General features: G+C 34.2%; 19 protein-coding genes. 16 read left to right on the top strand and 3 right to left on the bottom strand.

Going from position 1 to position 17,244, the window contains the following annotated elements; genetic code table 11:
* The first annotated feature begins 43 nt into the window (after nt 1-43).
* From mnmG to D8M03_RS09805, 6 genes are all read left to right on the top strand, one after another.
* The gene (gene mnmG, locus D8M03_RS09830; RefSeq protein WP_121214602.1) at nt 44-1,939 is read left to right on the top strand and encodes a tRNA uridine-5-carboxymethylaminomethyl(34) synthesis enzyme MnmG; all 1,896 of its coding nucleotides are present in this window, start codon (nt 44-46) and stop codon (nt 1,937-1,939) included.
* A 69-nt stretch (nt 1,940-2,008) separates the two neighbouring features.
* Entirely contained in the window at nt 2,009-2,725 is a 717-nt protein-coding gene (gene rsmG, locus D8M03_RS09825; protein ID WP_121214601.1) for a 16S rRNA (guanine(527)-N(7))-methyltransferase RsmG, read from the top strand.
* 297 nt (nt 2,726-3,022) lie between these two features.
* Complete coding sequence (gene noc, locus D8M03_RS09820; RefSeq protein ID WP_121214600.1) at nt 3,023-3,898, top strand: nucleoid occlusion protein; 876 nt, start codon at nt 3,023-3,025, stop codon at nt 3,896-3,898.
* A 161-nt stretch (nt 3,899-4,059) separates the two neighbouring features.
* Nucleotides 4,060-4,821: a ParA family protein gene (locus D8M03_RS09815; protein WP_121214599.1), complete on the top strand. Its 762-nt coding sequence runs from the start codon at nt 4,060-4,062 to the stop codon at nt 4,819-4,821.
* Nucleotides 4,814-5,680 carry a ParB/RepB/Spo0J family partition protein gene (locus D8M03_RS09810; RefSeq protein WP_121214598.1) on the top strand — a complete coding sequence of 289 codons (867 nt, stop codon included), beginning with the start codon at nt 4,814-4,816 and terminating at the stop codon, nt 5,678-5,680. The genes D8M03_RS09815 and D8M03_RS09810 overlap by 8 nt, the downstream gene beginning before the upstream one ends.
* Nucleotides 5,681-5,852: 172 nt before the next feature.
* Entirely contained in the window at nt 5,853-6,560 is a 708-nt protein-coding gene (locus tag D8M03_RS09805; RefSeq protein ID WP_121214597.1) for a DUF554 domain-containing protein, read from the top strand.
* Here D8M03_RS09805 and yyaC read toward each other — a convergent pair.
* Entirely contained in the window at nt 6,477-7,109 is a 633-nt protein-coding gene (yyaC, locus tag D8M03_RS09800; RefSeq protein ID WP_211330894.1) for a spore protease YyaC, read from the bottom strand. The genes D8M03_RS09805 and yyaC overlap by 84 nt on opposite strands.
* Before the next feature lie 118 nt (nt 7,110-7,227).
* On the opposite strand from yyaC, the gene D8M03_RS09795 reads away from it, so the two are divergent.
* The 3 genes from D8M03_RS09795 to ychF all read left to right on the top strand — a co-directional run bounded on the left by D8M03_RS09795 (nt 7,228) and on the right by ychF (nt 9,544).
* Nucleotides 7,228-8,136, top strand: a complete 909-nt coding sequence (locus tag D8M03_RS09795; RefSeq protein WP_121214596.1) for a mechanosensitive ion channel family protein — start codon at nt 7,228-7,230, stop codon at nt 8,134-8,136.
* Nucleotides 8,136-8,336, top strand: a complete 201-nt coding sequence (locus tag D8M03_RS09790) for a DUF951 domain-containing protein (protein WP_121214595.1) — start codon at nt 8,136-8,138, stop codon at nt 8,334-8,336. The genes D8M03_RS09795 and D8M03_RS09790 overlap by 1 nt, the downstream gene beginning before the upstream one ends.
* 107 nt (nt 8,337-8,443) lie before the next feature.
* The gene (gene ychF / locus D8M03_RS09785; RefSeq protein WP_121214594.1) at nt 8,444-9,544 is read left to right on the top strand and encodes a redox-regulated ATPase YchF; all 1,101 of its coding nucleotides are present in this window, start codon (nt 8,444-8,446) and stop codon (nt 9,542-9,544) included.
* A 61-nt stretch (nt 9,545-9,605) separates the two neighbouring features.
* Here ychF and D8M03_RS09780 read toward each other — a convergent pair whose 3' ends face one another.
* On the bottom strand, nt 9,606-10,157 hold the full coding sequence (locus D8M03_RS09780) for a metalloprotease family protein (protein ID WP_170148426.1): 552 nt from the start codon (nt 10,155-10,157) through the stop codon (nt 9,606-9,608).
* 16 nt (nt 10,158-10,173) lie between these two features.
* Nucleotides 10,174-10,713 (bottom strand): DUF3267 domain-containing protein, encoded by a 540-nt coding sequence (locus D8M03_RS09775; protein WP_121214592.1) that lies wholly within the window; start codon nt 10,711-10,713, stop codon nt 10,174-10,176.
* Between the two features lie 172 nt (nt 10,714-10,885).
* On the opposite strand from D8M03_RS09775, the gene rpsF reads away from it, so the two are divergent.
* The 7 genes from rpsF (at nt 10,886) to dnaB (ending at nt 17,104) form a co-directional block, all read left to right on the top strand.
* Nucleotides 10,886-11,173, top strand: a complete 288-nt coding sequence (gene rpsF, locus D8M03_RS09770; protein ID WP_121214591.1) for a 30S ribosomal protein S6 — start codon at nt 10,886-10,888, stop codon at nt 11,171-11,173.
* A 39-nt stretch (nt 11,174-11,212) separates the two neighbouring features.
* Nucleotides 11,213-11,785 (top strand): single-stranded DNA-binding protein, encoded by a 573-nt coding sequence (ssb, locus tag D8M03_RS09765; protein WP_121214590.1) that lies wholly within the window; start codon nt 11,213-11,215, stop codon nt 11,783-11,785.
* 57 nt (nt 11,786-11,842) lie between these two features.
* Complete coding sequence (rpsR, locus tag D8M03_RS09760; RefSeq protein ID WP_097073298.1) at nt 11,843-12,079, top strand: 30S ribosomal protein S18; 237 nt, start codon at nt 11,843-11,845, stop codon at nt 12,077-12,079.
* Nucleotides 12,080-12,358: 279 nt separating this feature from the next.
* Nucleotides 12,359-13,300, top strand: a complete 942-nt coding sequence (locus D8M03_RS09755; RefSeq protein ID WP_121214589.1) for a YybS family protein — start codon at nt 12,359-12,361, stop codon at nt 13,298-13,300.
* A gap of 12 nt (nt 13,301-13,312) precedes the next feature.
* A complete protein-coding gene (locus D8M03_RS09750) occupies nt 13,313-15,286 on the top strand; it encodes a DHH family phosphoesterase (RefSeq protein ID WP_121214588.1) in 1,974 nt (657 codons plus the stop codon).
* On the top strand, nt 15,283-15,732 hold the full coding sequence (gene rplI / locus D8M03_RS09745) for a 50S ribosomal protein L9 (RefSeq protein ID WP_121214587.1): 450 nt from the start codon (nt 15,283-15,285) through the stop codon (nt 15,730-15,732). Before D8M03_RS09750 ends, rplI begins: the two co-directional genes overlap by 4 nt.
* A 13-nt stretch (nt 15,733-15,745) precedes the next feature.
* Entirely contained in the window at nt 15,746-17,104 is a 1,359-nt protein-coding gene (gene dnaB, locus D8M03_RS09740; protein WP_121214586.1) for a replicative DNA helicase, read from the top strand.
* Nucleotides 17,105-17,244 lie beyond the last annotated feature (140 nt).

The raw sequence follows: 17,244 nt of genomic DNA, 5'->3' as shown, positions 1-17,244 counted from the left end.
TAAATGTACAATAATATTTTTTAAATAGAGAGGAAGATTCGGCATGACAACAACATATGAAGCAGGCTCGTACGATGTTATCGTCATCGGCGCAGGTCATGCTGGCGTAGAAGCAGCATATGCTGCAGCAAAAATGGGTGCTAAAACACTCATGCTTACAATTAGTTTAGATATGATTGCCTTTATGCCATGTAACCCATCTATCGGTGGACCGGCAAAAGGAATTGTCGTACGTGAAATTGATGCATTAGGTGGAGTAATGGGGAGAGTTATTGATAAAACTCATATCCAAATGCGTATGCTAAACACGGGTAAAGGTCCAGCAGTGCGTGCTTTACGTGCCCAAGCTGATAAAGTGCTTTACCAACGTGAAATGAAACGTTTATTAGAGGAAGAAGAAAATTTAACAATTAACCAAGCAATGGTTGATGAGTTAATTATAGAAGACGGTACAGTTACTGGAGTTGTAACGCAAACAGGTGGAATTTATCGAGCTAAATCGGTAATCGTTACAACTGGTACGTACTTGCGCGGCGAAATTATTATTGGAGATGTGAAATATTCAAGTGGTCCAAATAACCAACGTCCTTCCATTAAATTAGCCGACAACTTACGTGAATTAGGTTTTGACATTATTCGTTTTAAAACAGGTACACCACCTCGTGTTAATAGTAAAACGATAGATTATAGTAAAACAGAAATTCAACCTGGTGATGATGAACCACGTGCATTTAGTTTTGAAACAACTGAATTTATTATGGATCAAATTCCTTGTTGGTTAACTTATACTAGTGCCGAAACGCACGATATTATTAACAATAATTTAGACAAAGCACCGATGTTTACAGGATTAATTACGGCAGAAGGTCCTCGTTACTGTCCATCAATTGAAACAAAAATTGTACGATTTAACGATAAACCACGTCATCAATTATTCCTAGAACCAGAAGGAAGAGATACACAAGAAGTTTATGTTCAAGGTTTATCGACAAGTTTACCTGAAAACATTCAACGTGAGATGTTAAAATCCATTCCAGGTTTAGAAAATGCTGAAATGATGCGTGCTGGTTATGCAATTGAATATGATTCAGTAGTACCAACTCAACTTTGGCCAACTCTTGAAACAAAACTTATTAAAAACCTATATACTGCTGGTCAAATTAATGGAACAAGTGGTTATGAAGAAGCAGCTGGTCAAGGGTTAATGGCTGGAATTAATGCCGCTGCAAAAGTTTTAGGAAAAGAAGAACTAATTCTAAAACGTTCAGAAGCTTATATTGGTGTATTAATTGATGACCTAGTGACGAAAGGAACTAACGAGCCATATCGTTTACTAACTTCAAGAGCTGAGTATCGCTTACTTCTTCGCCATGACAATGCAGACTTACGATTAACTGAAATTGGTTATAAAATTGGTTTAATATCTGAAGAACGTTACAAAAAATTTACTACGAAAAAAGAACAAATCGAGAATGAAATTGCCCGTCTTCGTGAAGTAATTATTAAACCAAATGAAACGACTCAATCAGTAATCCGTTCTGTTGGTGGTACAGAATTGAAAGATGGTATCCGTGCTGCAGATTTATTAAAACGTCCGGAAATGAACTATGAATTAGTTGCATCATTAACACCATCAGAAATTGAATTAAGCAATGAAGTAAAAGAACAAGTTGAAATTCAATTAAAATATGAAGGTTATATTCAAAAAGCATTAACACAAGTTGAAAAGCTTCACAAAATGGAAAATAAAAAAATACCTGAAGACATCGATTATGATGATGTTCCAAGTATTGCGACGGAAGCTCGAGAAAAGCTAAAAGAAGTTCGTCCATTATCCATTGCCCAGGCTTCTCGTATTTCTGGTGTAAATCCTGCCGATATTTCAATTCTTCTTGTATATATCGAACAAGGGAAAATTGCACGCATAGGGAATGAATAAAGATTAAATCGAGCGTCTTTTTTGGGCGCTCGTTCATTTTTATGAAAAAATTATTAAAGGGAGATCTCAATGAACGAACAACAATTTATTGCTGCGTTAAAAGAAAAAGGAATCGAACTAACTGATAACCAGATTACACAGTTTAAAAAGTATTTTGAGCTTTTAGTTGAGTGGAATGAAAAAATGAATTTAACTGCAATCACTGATTTAGAAGGTGTTTATTTAAAGCATTTCTATGATTCCATTAGTGCAAGCTTTTACTTTGATTTTACAAAGGTAGAATCAATTTGTGATGTTGGTGCAGGTGCAGGTTTTCCTAGTCTCCCAATAAAAATATGCTTCCCACATTTACATGTGACAATTGTTGATTCATTAAATAAACGTATTACTTTTTTAAATCATTTAAGTGAAGAGCTTCAATTAGAAAATGTACAATTTGTGCATGCTCGTGCTGAGGAATTTGGTCAAAATGTAAAATATCGTGAGCAATTTGAAGTTGTTACTGCCCGCGCAGTAGCACGATTATCCGTTCTATCAGAGTTATGTATTCCATTAGCCAAACAAGGCGGATATTTTGTTGCATTAAAAGCTGCTGCTGGACCAGAAGAATTAAAAGATGCGAAAAAAGCAATTACAACTTTAGGTGCTAAATTAAAAGAAGAGTTTTCTTACTTATTACCGGTTGAAGAAAGTGAACGAACTCTTTATGTATTTGATAAAATAAAACAAACACCAAAAAAATACCCACGCAAACCAGGTGTACCGAATAAAACACCAATTCAATAAAGATATAATAGCCTGCTTTTTCTAGTAGGCTTAAAATAAATCTATTAACTTAATGCTAGGGAAATTTAAATATACTCATATCTTTGTTTCATGTGGAACAAAAAAATTTTAAAAATTTATCGAAATGTCTCTTATTTTAGATATAAATTTCAATTTTGAAGCATACATAAATTATATTTATGTTTATCTTTTAATAGATTATAAATCTATCGGACTCTGTACATTTTATAGTTTATAATAAATAATATTTATAGAGATGTTAGAGCAAGATAGTTTCTAAAAGGTGGTGCCTATTGAATGAAAAGTCCTTTTTCACGTTTTTTCGGAGGCGGAGATAAAGCTGTTTCTGTAAAAAGTGAAGTAGAAGAAGTAGAGTTGGTAGAAAAGAAAAAAGCAGCTGAAGAAGTAGTGAAAATTCCAATCGATGAAATTATTCCAAATCGGTTCCAACCTCGTACAGTTTTTGATGAAGAAAAAATTGAGGAATTATCAAGAACGATTCATACACATGGTGTCATTCAACCAATCGTTGTAAGAAAGTTTGATGATCGCTATGAAATCATAGCTGGAGAACGTCGTTACCGAGCAATGAAGAAACTAAATTGGACAGAAGTGCCTGCAATTGTTCGAAATTTAAGTGATAAAGAAACTGCTTCTATTGCTTTGATTGAGAATCTTCAACGGGAAGAGTTAACTGCAATCGAAGAAGCATTAGCTTATCAACAATTGTTAGAACTCCATTCACTTACTCAAGAAGCGCTTGCTCAACGATTAGGAAAAGGTCAATCTACTGTTGCAAATAAACTTCGATTATTAAAGCTTCCTCAATTTGTGCAAGAAGCAATATTAAAGAGAGAAATTTCCGAAAGACATGCGCGGGCTCTCATATCTATTAAAGATCCAGATGTTCAAAGAAATTTAGTAGAATTAATTAAAGAAAATGAGTGGAATGTCCGCCAGTTAGAGGAATATATTATCCAATTAACAAAACCAAAAGAAACGAAGGAAAAACCAAAACGTAAGGCAATTAGTAAAGATATTCGTATTGCATTAAATACAATTAAACAATCTCTTTCGATGGTTACAAAAAGTGGGATTAATGTAAAAACAGAGGAAGAAGATACTGAAGAGTATTATCAAATAACAGTAAAAATTCCAAAGAAAAAAGCATAATGTATTTTTATGGTTCCTTATCTGTAATTAGGAACCTTTTTTTCTATAAAAATCAAGGAATTCTGTTTAGAATAGAATACAACTTGAATGTAATTTTGATAGAATATAAGAAGTAAAAATCTTTTTTTATGACCATATTGATTTGAAAGCAGGTGCAAGAGTTGGGAAGAATTATTGCAATTACAAACCAAAAGGGTGGTGTAGGAAAAACTACAACATCTGTAAATTTGAGCGCTTGTCTTGCTTATCTAGGGAAAAAAGTTCTGTTAATTGACATTGATCCACAAGGAAATGCTACGAGTGGTGTTGGTGTAAATAAAGGCGAAATACAAAGCTGCATTTATGATGTATTAATTGATGATGAAGAGGTAAAAAGTGTTATACAACCATCTAAAATAGAAAATTTATTTGTTGTCCCTGCAACAATATCATTAGCTGGAGCAGAAATTGAACTAGTTTCTACAATTTCAAGGGAAGTACGTTTAAAACATGCTCTACAGGATATAAAAGAATTATATGATTATATAATTATTGATTGCCCACCTTCATTAGGATTATTAACAATTAATGCACTCACAGCTTCGGATGCTGTAATTATTCCAGTACAATGTGAATATTACGCGTTGGAAGGTTTGAGTCAGCTTCTTTCTACTGTTCGTCTTGTCCAAAAACATTTAAACCAACAGTTATATATTGATGGTGTATTATTAACGATGCTTGATGCTCGAACAAATTTAGGAATACAAGTTATCGAAGAAGTAAAAAAATATTTCCAAGATAAAGTATATAAAACGATTATTCCAAGAAATGTTCGATTAAGTGAAGCACCTAGTCATGGTGAGCCAATCATTATTTATGATTCAAGATCTCGTGGTGCAGAGGTATACCTAGAGTTAGCAAGGGAAGTGATTAAGCATGGCTAGAGGGTTAGGTAAAGGGATTGGTGCATTATTTCCGACTGAGACTCTAGAAACATTAGAAACAGTTCAAAATGAAGATGCAATTGAAAAAATATCACTACAAAAATTAGTAGTAAATCCATTCCAACCAAGAAAAACATTCGATGATGAGAAGATTGACGAATTAGCACAATCTATTAAAGAGCATGGAATTATTCAACCAATCGTTGTTCGTAAAAAGGGGAAAAAGTTTGAAATAGTCGTAGGTGAAAGACGTTTCAGAGCTGCTAAATTAGCTAATCTAGAAGAAATTCCGGCAATCATTCGTGAGATGACGGAAGAACAAATGATGGAAGTAGCTATTCTAGAAAACTTACAACGAGAAGATTTAACACCAATTGAAGAAGCCGAAGCCTATCAAAGCTTAATCGAAAAATTAAACTTTACCCAAGAGGAATTAGCAAAAAGATTAGGAAAAAGTAGACCTTATATTACGAATCATATGAGATTATTACAATTACCCGATGAAGTAAGGGAACTCGTAAATAATGGAAAACTTACAATGGGCCATGGTCGAACGTTACTAGGGTTAAAAAATAAACGAAGAATTCCAGAAGTAGCGGAAAAAGTAGTGAAACATGAATTAAACGTTCGTCAGCTAGAGGCATTAATTAAACAGTTAAACGAAGATGTTTCACGTGAAACTGAGAAACCAGTTAAAAAAGATATATTTGTTCAAGCAACTGAAACTCAATTGCGAGAATACTTTGGAACGAATGTACAAATCAAAAAGTCCAAAAATAAAGGTAAAATAGAGATTGAATTTTATTCAGAAGATGATCTTGAACGTATTTTGGAAATCCTTCAAGTTGAACAAGAATAAAAAGTATGAGCGCCAAATTTTAGGCGCTCTATTTTTTGGATTTAAAAAATGTTAAGCTATAGTGGTTAGCTCATCGGAAACTTCAGCTTCTTCTAGATGTGTAAACATAGCTGTAAGAATCGTCTTTTGTAGCTAAATAAGTAATTTTTGTTTTTTGGAAAGAAGGTTCAACATGGTTTTGCTAGGCACACTAATAAATGCACTATTAATTATCGTTGGATCGATATTAGGGCGTTTTTTTAAAAACATCCCAGAAACTATGAAAAATACTGTCTTATCAATTATAGGTCTAGCAGTTGCATTATTAGGAATTCAAATGGGATTCCAATCTACGAATTTTGTTATTATTATAATTAGTTTAGTAGTGGGAGCAGTTATTGGAGAGTTATTAGATTTAGACAAACTATTAAATCGTTTTGGAAAATGGATTGAACTGAAACTTGGGAAAAATAAGACAGAAAGTAGTATAGCTGAGGGGTTTGTGAATGCTACCCTATTATTTGTAATAGGGTCGATGGCAATTCTAGGTGCTTTAGATAGTGGGTTAAGAAACGATCATTCAGTTTTAATAACAAAAGGAATAATTGATGGTTTTACATCAATTATTTTATCATCAACGTTAGGAATAGGTGTTTTATTATCTTCTGTCCCAGTTTTTTTATATCAGGGGATTATTGCAATTTCCTCAGGATTTATAAGTGCATACATACCAGAAGCGGCATTAGATTTATTTATAAAGGAAATGACCGCTACTGGAGGAGTAATGATCATGGCAATTGGATTAAATATTGCAGGCCTAACTAAAATTCGTGTAGCCAATTTGTTGCCGGGTATTGTTGTAGTTGGTTTCATTGTTGCCATCATGTTTCTTTTTCAATAAATGACGTTGCCATGCTAATAATAATGCACGGGCAATTTTATTACTCATAGAATACGTTACATTTAAACGAGTATTTTGTAAAACAAGCATTTCCATAAAACCTCCAACATTGACAATTCCTTTTACTGAAATGTCACCGATTGGGGGTAGTTCTTTTTTTACTGCTTTACCAGGGAATAAAGGACCCTCATGAACAATAATTTCACCAACATTTTTTTCATTTCCTAAACAGGCGTCAATTGCAACAACAAATGGTGTAGTAGGTTTTTGTTGAATTTCTTCAATTGTGGATGCTAAATTGATTGCGTGTAATGGATTTTCAAGAGTACCAATGACTTCAAACGGAAACGAGTGAAAACTAGATAAAAAGCTGCCTGTCAATGGACCGAGCGCATCACCAGTTGAGCGGTCAGTTCCAATACAGCAAAAGATAATATTTTCATGGTCAAATGGGATATATTCTAAAAAAATATCACTAAGACGCCATAATGCACCAGTTTGTTCATGATGAACAAATGACCTTATTGAGCTATTAATAATCTTTTGCACGTAAACAATCCTCCCTTACTTATTATTATGATAAATTTTTGATTTTTATGGTAAAAATTAAGCTATATTGTTTTTTAGTATATTCAATTTTTTAGGAAGTTATACAAGGAGTGGAAAAATGGCAGTAGAAGTTATAGAAACTGAGACACAAGAACTAGTAGGGATGACAGAAAGATTCTGGAATTACTTAAAAAGCGAAGAATTATGGAACTTCGTTATTAGTGCTTCCATAAAAATTCTTATAATTTTATTAGTGTCCTACATCGTTACCTTTATTGGAAAAAGAATTATTACACGAATTTTCACTTTAAAGGTAAAAACGCTTAATCAAAATGAACGGCGTCAAAAAACTATTGTGAAATTGTTACATAGTACCTTGTCTTACTTAGTGTATTTTTCTGCTATCATTGCAATTTTATCTTCTGTAAATATCAATATTGGTGGTTTATTAGCAGGAGCGGGGATTGCAGGCTTAGCAATTGGTTTTGGTGCACAAAGTTTAGTAAAAGACATTATTACAGGCTTTTTCATTATTTTAGAGGATCAGTTTGGTGTAGGAGATTATATTCGATTAAATCAAGCAGAAGGAACTGTAATTGAAATTGGTCTAAGAACTACGAAAATCGTCGGAACAACTGGAGAACAATATATTATTCCAAACGGTCAAATTACAGATGTTATAAATTATTCAGTTAATAATTCAAAGGCCATTATCGATATGCAAGTTGCAATTGACGCGGATATTGAAAAAGTAGAAAGAATCGTAAAAGAATATCTGAAAACATTACCGCCAAAACATGAGGAACTAGTTGATGTACCTACCTTCTTAGGAGTACAAAATGTTGCGGGTACAGAGGTAACGATTCGAATTGTCGCCGAAACACAACCATTACAACATTATGGTATTGCGCGTGTGATTCGTCGTGACGTAAAAGAAATTTTAGAGAAAAACGGAATTCCAATGGCATATCCAAAAATGATGCTATATGATCGAAGTAGTATGATTTCAGAGGGAGATGAAGGATAATGCAGGCAAAATCATTTGATTTGAATGATGTTGTGGAAATGAAAAAACAACATCCTTGTGGAACGAATGCGTGGAAAATTATTCGTTTAGGTGCTGATATCCGCATAAAATGTCAAGGTTGTGGTCATAGCGTGATGATTCCTCGTCGTGAGTTTGAGAAAAAAATGAAAAAAGTTTTAGTACGAGCAAATGAAGAGTGAATAATTTGCCAAATAGACTTTTTCTATGGTTATCCATATAATTAACAATGGTGAAAAAAACGAGAAATAAAAGAATTGATTGAAAATAGAAAGGTCGTGTCCAACCAATGGCATTAACAGCAGGTATCGTAGGTTTACCAAACGTTGGGAAATCAACATTATTTAACGCAATTACAAAAGCAGGTGCTTTAGCAGCAAACTATCCATTCGCTACAATCGATCCGAACGTTGGAGTGGTAGAAGTTCCAGATGCACGTTTAGATAAATTAACAGAACTTGTAGAACCGAAGAAAACAGTACCAACTGCTTTTGAATTTACTGATATTGCAGGAATTGTAAAAGGAGCTTCAAAAGGTGAAGGGTTAGGGAATAAATTCTTATCTCATATCCGTGAAGTAGATGCAATTTGTCAAGTGGTACGTTGTTTCGAAGACGAAAACATCACGCACGTTTCAGGTTCTGTAAATCCTATTGACGATATTGAAGTTATTAACTTAGAACTTATTTTAGCTGATATGGAATCAGTAGAAAAACGTTTGCAACGGGTTAGTAAAATGGCAAAACAAAAAGATAAAGAAGCGTTAGTTGAAGAACCGGTACTTGTAAAAATTAAAAATGCTTTAGAAAAAGAAAAACCAGCTCGTTCTGTTGATTTATCAGAAGATGAGTTAAAAGTAATTAAAGGTCTACATTTACTAACAATTAAACCAATGCTTTATGTAGCGAATGTTTCAGAAGAAGAAGTTGCAGATGCTGGAAATAATAAATATGTAAAACAAGTACGTGAATATGCAGATGCTGAAGGTGCACAAGTAATTACAGTTTGTGCAAAAGTAGAAGAAGAAATCTCTGAATTAGATGACGATGAAAAAGCAATGTTCTTAGAAGAACTTGGTATTGAAGAATCAGGTTTAGATCAATTAATTCGTGCTTCTTATGATTTATTAGGTTTAGCAACATACTTCACAGCTGGTGTTCAAGAAGTACGTGCTTGGACATTCCGTAAAGGGATGAAAGCTCCTCAATGTGCTGGTATTATTCACTCAGACTTTGAGCGTGGATTTATTCGTGCAGAAACAGTTTCTTTCAATGACCTTGTAGAGGCAGGTTCTATGGCTGCAGCTAAAGAAGCTGGGAAAGTTCGCTTAGAAGGTAAAGAATACGTAGTTCAAGACGGAGATGTTATGTTATTCCGTTTCAATGTTTAATATATATTTCTAAACGCAAAAAAGTCGATTTTGCCAAGGCAAATCGACTTTTTTATTTTATCTATTTCTTTTCATTTAAATAAACATAAACATTAAATTCAGACGGTACATCCTTTACTAAAACCTCATCAGGGAATTTTCTAAGTTTAAACATCCCAATAAAATTTGCTAAACCTCCTGCAATAAAAGAAGCACTCGCTAATAATAAGGCATAATTCCCTAGTGAAAAAGCAATGGCTAACGGGATTACTCCTGTAACCATAAAAGAAGTGAAAAATACCGATTGATATTGTCCATTTTTTATTTTTTCAGATGTAGTCGAGTAGATTAACCCTTTCTCAAGGTGAATGGATAATGATAGTGATTCAGGCTTTACTTTGCAACGGTATCTGTACCCAAGTAAATTTAGTATTTCATTGATTACAACTAACAGTAGTGATACAAAAATGAAAATAACAATTCCAAATAAAAAACGAAGAATACTAAAATCAAAATTAGGGTGTAAATAATAATTAATTCCGACAAAAATAATACTTAATAATATAGTTAAAATAACCGTTTGTTTCATAATTTTTTGTTCATTTATTGAAACGATATGTACGTTTTCTGACATATTTCCACCTCTTATGTTATTCATATACGTAAAGTTTCGGTAGATTAGGGTCATCTTTTACTAGAGCATCCCTAGAATATTTGCGCAGTTCTTTATACATGTAAAAGTCCCCCACTGCCCCAGCAATTAACACAGCTCCTAACGTAACAATCAAGAATGAATCGAAAAGAAACCCTGCTAAAGTAGGGATAACTCCAGTAGTCCAAAATGGTAGCATTAACGCCTTTTTCATCGCAGCATTTTTTAAAGGTTTTGTTGTAGTCGCATAAGCAACACCTAGTTTCAAATTTACACCGTATTTTAATTGTTTAAATTTGACCTTTCCAAAAATCATAAAACCTATAAGATGGAATATTTCGTGTAAAATAATTAGTAAGATATAGCCGACTATAAAGATAAAAATATCCCAAAATGAAAATGAAGCACTAAAACGCTGATGGATTAAACTATTCACAATGATAAAAAGTATCGTTAAGATGAGAGTAAGCCACAAATTTACTTTAGCAATTTTGATCATATTCAACTCAATGACAATCGGATCGTTAGTATTAGACATCTCTCCACTCCTTCTAAATCATTATAACGACTTTCCTTCCCTTTTTGAACGTAACATTCATTGTTGCATTTATTTAATTGTCATGGTACAATTCTACGATGTGAGTATATATTACTTACTCCTTGCTCTTGTAAAGTAGCAAGAGCCAAAGTCCATAAGGAGGTGCAAAATAATGAAAAAGTATGAATTAATGTACATCGTTCGTCCAAACATCGAAGACGAAGCTAAAAAAGCTTTAGTTGAACGTTTCAATGAAGTATTAACTTCAAACGGTGCTGAAATCGTAGAAGCGAAAGAATGGGGCAAACGCCGTCTAGCATACGAAATCAACGACTTCCGCGAAGGTTTCTACCAAATCGTGAAAGCAAACGCTGGTACAGAAGCAATCAACGAATTCACTCGTCTTGCTAACATCAGCGAAGACATTATCCGTCATATCGTTGTTCGTGAAGAAGCATAATAAAATTTACCAATAAACGCTGTAAAGGAGGTTGACATTGTGATAAACCGTGTCGTATTAGTTGGAAGACTTACGAAAGATCCAGAACTTCGTTATACGCCAAGTGGAATTCCGATGACTCGTTTTACAATCGCTGTAAATAGAACATTTTCGAATCAATCTGGTGAACGCGAAGCTGACTTTATCGGCTGTATCGCTTGGAGAAAACAAGCAGAAAACTTAGCAAACTTCATGAGAAAAGGAAGTTTGATTGGTCTAGAAGGCCGAATTCAAACAGGTAGTTTTGAAGGTCAAGATGGAAAACGTGTTTACACAACAGATGTTGTTGCAGATTCTGTACAATTTTTAGAACCTCGTAACAACGCTGGTGGTGGAGCAAATATACCAAATCAACAATATGGAGGGCAACCTTATGGGGGCAACCAACCTACATATAGTACAAGCCAGCCTAATCAACAATTTGGTAACATGGGTCAACAACAGGATCCATTTGCTTCATATCCACAAGGTCAACCTTCTATGAATCAGCAGAATTATACACGAGTAGATGAGGATCCATTTGCATCAAGCAAAGGACCAATCGAAGTTTCAGAAGACGATTTACCGTTCTAATTAGAAAAGCGTAGCGCTCTTCGAAACTAACTAAAAATAATAAAGGAGGACATCGAAATGGCACAACGTCGCGGAGGCCGCAAACGCCGTAAAGTTTGTTACTTCACTTCAAACAACATCACTACAATCGATTATAAAGATGTAGATTTACTTAAAAAGTTCATTTCTGAGCGTGGAAAAATTCTTCCTCGCCGTGTAACTGGTACAAGCGCAAAATACCAACGTAAATTAACATCAGCTATCAAACGTGCTCGTATCATGGCACTACTTCCATTCGTAGCTGAAGATAAATAAGCCTTAGCTTAAATAAGCGAAGCATATTTTTTACGCATATAATAAAGTCGACAAAATTTATTACAAATTTTGTCGACTTTTTATTTGCATTTTTTGTAAGTGTCATAACAATTACACAAGCGCATTTTTGTCCCATAACTAAAAAAATGGTACAATATATCAATGAATAAGATTATTACTTAAGAAGTATTATGCTATCACATTATGCATCAGGCTTCTTAGGCTGAACTTCTAAAGACTTATAATCAGCACAGTTTTAAATTAAAAGGAAGGTTATCGATGCCGAATAATCAATCAAAAAGGCTAGCTCATGGTGCTATGATGATTGCCTTATTTACAGTACTCGTTGCAATCGCTTTCTATGTACCATTCATCAATCTTATTGCTACCCTTTTTGCACCGTTACCTATTGCATGGTACAGTGCAAAATTTGATAGGAGTTCATCCATATTAGTGGCAATTCTAGGTTGTATTATCCCCTTCTTTTTTGGAGGTTTATTAATCATTCCGTTTGCCCTTATTTTTGCTTCATTAGGCGTAGTAATGGGTGATTCGTTACGATTAAAGAAAAGTAAAGTATTTTTACTTATGTCATCAGGTATTACTTTACTTATCACATTTGCAGTTCAGTACATTATCTCATTAAAATTGTTTGAAACGGATTTTATTAAAGAATCAATGCAGTTAATGCGTGACAGTTACAAAAAATCCTTTGAGCTATCACAAAGTTTAACTGGTCAAACACCAATGGATGAAACGGCTTTAAATTTACTTTTTGATACTATGGAGATGACATTACCAGCTTCCATTACCATTGCTGTTTTCTTCTTTACTTTCTTAATCATTTCAATTAATTTACCGATGTTAAAGCGTCTAGGAGTTAATGTTCCAAAGTTTAACGCATTTAAAAACCTGCGCTTACCAAAATCAATTTTATGGTATTATTTAATACTATTATCGGTTAACTTATTTATTAGCCCTGAAACTGGCACACCTCTTTATGTTATTTGCTTAAATTTATCGATGGTCTTATGGTTATTACTGACCCTTCAAGGAATATCTTTTATTCATTTTTGTCTTGATGCATACGGGTCACCTAGTATTTTAAAAGTACTTGCAACAATTATAGCCATTCCACTATATTCCTTTGTCGTATTAATTGGGATTTTTGATTTAGGCTTTGACATTCGTTCATTTGTCAAAGGGAAGATTCAGAGGTAGGGAGCTGATAAAATGGATACTTATAGGAAGCGGCTAATTCGACATCCTCTTATGTATCTAACTGTGATTGGTCTAATAGGCGCCACTATTATATCCATTTGGAATATCTGGTTTGGCTTAGCCTATTTGCTCTTTTATAGCATTGCGGTAATATATGCGTGGAAAATTGAGAAAATCACATTTATTAATACAGAAAAACATATCGAATCGCTTTCGTTTCGTATGAAAAAAGTAGGATCTGAAGCACTTTTAGAAATGCCTATAGGGATTTTACTCATTAACGATAAATATATAATTGAATGGGCAAATCCATATATGTCTCAAGTTATGGATGAAGAATCTTTAATTGGAGAAGAAATGTTTATTCTTTCAGAGGAGTTATATGAGTTAACGAAATCTGATGATAAAAGAGAGCAAACCGTTACAATTAATGATCGAAAGTATAAAGTGGTTTATAAACAAGAAGAAAAGTTATTATACTTCTTTGATGTAACGGAGCAATTAAAAATTGAATCACAATATTACGCAGACCGAACTGTTTTAGCTATCTTATTTATTGATAACTATGACGAGTTAACACAAGGAATGGATGACCAATCTAGAAGTTTAACGAATACAATCGTAACTTCTATCATTAATGATTGGGCCTCTGAACATGGAATTTTTGCAAAGCGCATTAATTCCGATCGTTTCCTAGCAATATTAAATGAGAAAATTTTATCTGAGCTTGAAAAGAAAAAGTTTTCAATTTTAGATGATATACGTGAAAAAACAGCACAAAAGAATCTCTCATTGACACTAAGTATTGGAGTTGGAGCTGGTTCAAGTTCTCTTATTAAACTTGGCGAATTAGCTCAATCTAGTCTAGATTTAGTTTTAGGTCGTGGTGGAGATCAAGTAGCGATTAAACAACCGAATGGAAAATTAAGATTTTATGGTGGAAAAACAAATCCAGTTGAAAAGCGTACTAGAGTGCGTGCTCGTGTTATCTCCCATGCCTTACAAGATCTGATTATTGAAAGTGATCAAGTATTTATAATGGGACATAAACATCCTGACATGGATTCCATCGGTGCTGCAATCGGTGTGCGAAAAATGGCACAAAAAAATAAAGTTAAAGGCTATATTGTCTTAAACTTTGATGAGTTAAATGGTAGTGTTAATCGGTTAATGGGGAATATAGAGAAAAACTCCGATTTTTATAAGTACTTTATTTCCCCTGATGAAGCATTAGCTTTAATGACGGAGAAGTCATTGGTAGCTATAGTGGATACTCATAAACCAAGTTTAGTAGCTGATGATCGACTATTAAAACGCTCTGACAAAATTGTTGTAATCGATCACCATCGACGAGGGGAAGAGTTTATTAAAAATCCAACTCTTGTCTATATGGAACCTTATGCATCATCTACAGCTGAACTAGTAACGGAATTATTAGAATATCAACCAGAAGATGAAAAACTATCAAAATTAGAAGCAACAGCACTTTTAGCGGGTATCATCGTAGATACAAAAAGCTTCACACTCCGAACAGGGGCACGTACTTTTGAAGCAGCCTCTTATTTAAGAACAAATGGAGCAGATACTGTATTAGTTCAACAATTATTAAAAGAAGATATTGATACGTATATTGAACGCTCAAAAATTATTCAAACTGTTGAATTCCTCTATCCGGGAATTGCCGTCGCACATGGACAGGATAACAAAATATATGACTCTGTATTAATTGCACAAACGGCAGATATTTTACTCACAGTTAAAGACGTATCAGCCTCCTTTGTGGTTGCCCATCGACCTGATGGATTAATAGGAATCAGTGCAAGGTCTTTAGGAGACTTTAATGTTCAACTTGTTATGGAGAAACTTGGTGGTGGTGGCCATTTAACCAATGCTGCTTGCCAACTAAATGTTGATACGATAGAACATGCGATTTCTTTATTAAATAATGCAATAATAGATATACTTGAGGGGAGAAATGAAGAATGAAAGTAGTATTTTTAAAAGACGTTAAAGGAAAAGGTAAAAAAGGAGAAGTTAAAAACGTTGCAGATGGATATGCACAAAACTTCCTTATAAAAAATGGTTATGCTGTTGAAGCAACGAACCAAGCACTTAGTCAATTAGAAGGTCAAAAGAAATTAGCAGAGAAAAATGCAGCGGCTGAATTACAGGCAGCGAAAGATTTAAAAGAACAACTTGAAAAACTTACTGTAGTGATTAAAGCAAAATCAGGTGATGGCGGTAGACTATTTGGATCAGTTTCTACAAAACAAATTGCTGAAGCCCTTCAAAAAGATTTTGGTATTAAAATTGATAAACGAAAAATGGAATGTAACGAAGGTATTCGCTCTTTAGGCTTTACAAATGTACCTGTAAAGCTTCACCACGAAGTTAAAGCGACTTTAAAGGTACACGTTACAGAAGAAGCGTAAGGAGAGAACTGTAATGAACGAAGGCATGATGGATCGCGTTCCACCGCATAACCATGAGGCAGAGCAATCCGTTATTGGTGCCATATTCCTTGAGCCACAAAGTTTAATTACTGCATCTGAAATTTTAGTTCCTGATGATTTTTATCGAATTAGTCATCAAAAAATCTTTCAGACAATGCTGGATTTAAGTGACCAAGGAAAAGCGATAGATGTTGTCACTGTTACAGAAGAACTTTCAGTAAAAAAAGAACTTGAAGATGTTGGTGGTCTTTCTTATTTAACTGAGCTTGCCAATGCTGTACCTACCGCTGCTAATATTGCGTATTATGCTAAAATCGTTGAAGAAAAGGCACTATTACGCCGCTTAATTCGTGTTGCCACAAAGATAGTTGAAGAAGGTTATACACGGGAAGATGAAGTTGAGGCGCTTTTAGCAGATGCTGAAAAGAAAGTAATGGAAGTTGCGAATCGTAAAAATGCCGGTGACTTTAAACACGTTAAAGATGTACTCGTTCAAACTTACGATAATATTGAACAATTGCAATTTCGCGATGGAGATGTAACTGGGATTCCAACTGGTTTCCGTGATTTAGATCGAATGACAGCTGGCTTCCAACGAAATGACTTAATTATTGTAGCTGCCCGTCCATCAGTTGGTAAAACAGCTTTTGCCTTGAATATTGCACAAAATGTAGCGATTAAAGCACGAGAAAATGTAGCAATATTCTCTCTTGAGATGGGGGCAGAACAACTCGTAATGCGTATGCTTTGTGCTGAAGGAAATATTGATGCTCAAGCATTGCGTACTGGTGCTCTTACTTCTGAAGATTGGAGCAAACTAACGATGGCGATGGGTAGTTTATCAAACTCAGGTATTTATATTGATGATACACCGGGCTTACGTATTAGTGAAATTCGTGCAAAGTGCCGCCGCCTTCACCAAGAAAGTGGATTAGGTATGGTCTTAATCGATTACTTACAGTTAATTCAAGGTAGTGGCCGAAGTGGAGAAAACCGTCAACAAGAAGTATCGGAAATTTCTCGTTCCTTAAAAGCTTTGGCCCGTGAATTAAAAGTTCCTGTTATTGCCTTATCTCAGTTATCTCGTGGTGTAGAACAACGTCAAGATAAACGCCCGATGATGAGTGATATTCGTGAATCAGGAAGTATCGAGCAAGATGCGGATATTGTAGCCTTCTTATACCGTGATGATTACTACGATAAAGAATCCGAAAGTAAAAATATGATCGAAATCATTATTGCAAAACAACGTAATGGTCCAACAGGTACTGTAACGCTTGCTTTTAAAAAGGAATTTAACAAATTTATTAATATTGATTGGTCGCAGCATCCGCAGCCAGTTAATGCATAAGTATATTTAGAACACGAACGTTAATTGAATTTTTTCAATTATATGTTCGTGTTTTTTCTTATTCTTCATTGACTTCTATAATGAATCACTGTTACAATGGTTCTGTTTGATATAGTTAAAGAAAGTAGGACATACTATTT

It is taken from the genome of Ureibacillus endophyticus (genome assembly GCF_003628435.1).
Classification (GTDB): Bacteria; Bacillota; Bacilli; order Bacillales_A; family Planococcaceae; genus Ureibacillus; species Ureibacillus endophyticus.
Note: the sequence above shows the minus strand (reverse complement) of the source record. Positions and strands in the feature narration are given on the sequence as shown.

Excerpts from the sequence above, each read along its gene's own strand:
- rpsF (WP_121214591.1), top strand. The coding sequence starts at position 10,886 with ATGAAAAAGTATGAATTAATGTACATCGTTCGTCCAAACATCGAAGAC.
- mnmG (WP_121214602.1), top strand. The coding sequence starts at position 44 with ATGACAACAACATATGAAGCAGGCTCGTACGATGTTATCGTCATCGGC.
- D8M03_RS09755 (WP_121214589.1), top strand. The coding sequence starts at position 12,359 with ATGCCGAATAATCAATCAAAAAGGCTAGCTCATGGTGCTATGATGATT.
- D8M03_RS09750 (WP_121214588.1), top strand. The coding sequence starts at position 13,313 with ATGGATACTTATAGGAAGCGGCTAATTCGACATCCTCTTATGTATCTA.
- D8M03_RS09805 (WP_121214597.1), top strand. The coding sequence starts at position 5,853 with ATGGTTTTGCTAGGCACACTAATAAATGCACTATTAATTATCGTTGGA.
- noc (WP_121214600.1), top strand. The coding sequence starts at position 3,023 with ATGAAAAGTCCTTTTTCACGTTTTTTCGGAGGCGGAGATAAAGCTGTT.
- D8M03_RS09795 (WP_121214596.1), top strand. The coding sequence starts at position 7,228 with ATGGCAGTAGAAGTTATAGAAACTGAGACACAAGAACTAGTAGGGATG.
- ychF (WP_121214594.1), top strand. The coding sequence starts at position 8,444 with ATGGCATTAACAGCAGGTATCGTAGGTTTACCAAACGTTGGGAAATCA.
- rsmG (WP_121214601.1), top strand. The coding sequence starts at position 2,009 with ATGAACGAACAACAATTTATTGCTGCGTTAAAAGAAAAAGGAATCGAA.
- D8M03_RS09810 (WP_121214598.1), top strand. The coding sequence starts at position 4,814 with ATGGCTAGAGGGTTAGGTAAAGGGATTGGTGCATTATTTCCGACTGAG.
- dnaB (WP_121214586.1), top strand. The coding sequence starts at position 15,746 with ATGAACGAAGGCATGATGGATCGCGTTCCACCGCATAACCATGAGGCA.
- rplI (WP_121214587.1), top strand. The coding sequence starts at position 15,283 with ATGAAAGTAGTATTTTTAAAAGACGTTAAAGGAAAAGGTAAAAAAGGA.
- D8M03_RS09780 (WP_170148426.1), bottom strand. The coding sequence starts at position 10,157 with ATGTCAGAAAACGTACATATCGTTTCAATAAATGAACAAAAAATTATG.
- D8M03_RS09790 (WP_121214595.1), top strand. The coding sequence starts at position 8,136 with ATGCAGGCAAAATCATTTGATTTGAATGATGTTGTGGAAATGAAAAAA.
- rpsR (WP_097073298.1), top strand. The coding sequence starts at position 11,843 with ATGGCACAACGTCGCGGAGGCCGCAAACGCCGTAAAGTTTGTTACTTC.
- D8M03_RS09775 (WP_121214592.1), bottom strand. The coding sequence starts at position 10,713 with ATGTCTAATACTAACGATCCGATTGTCATTGAGTTGAATATGATCAAA.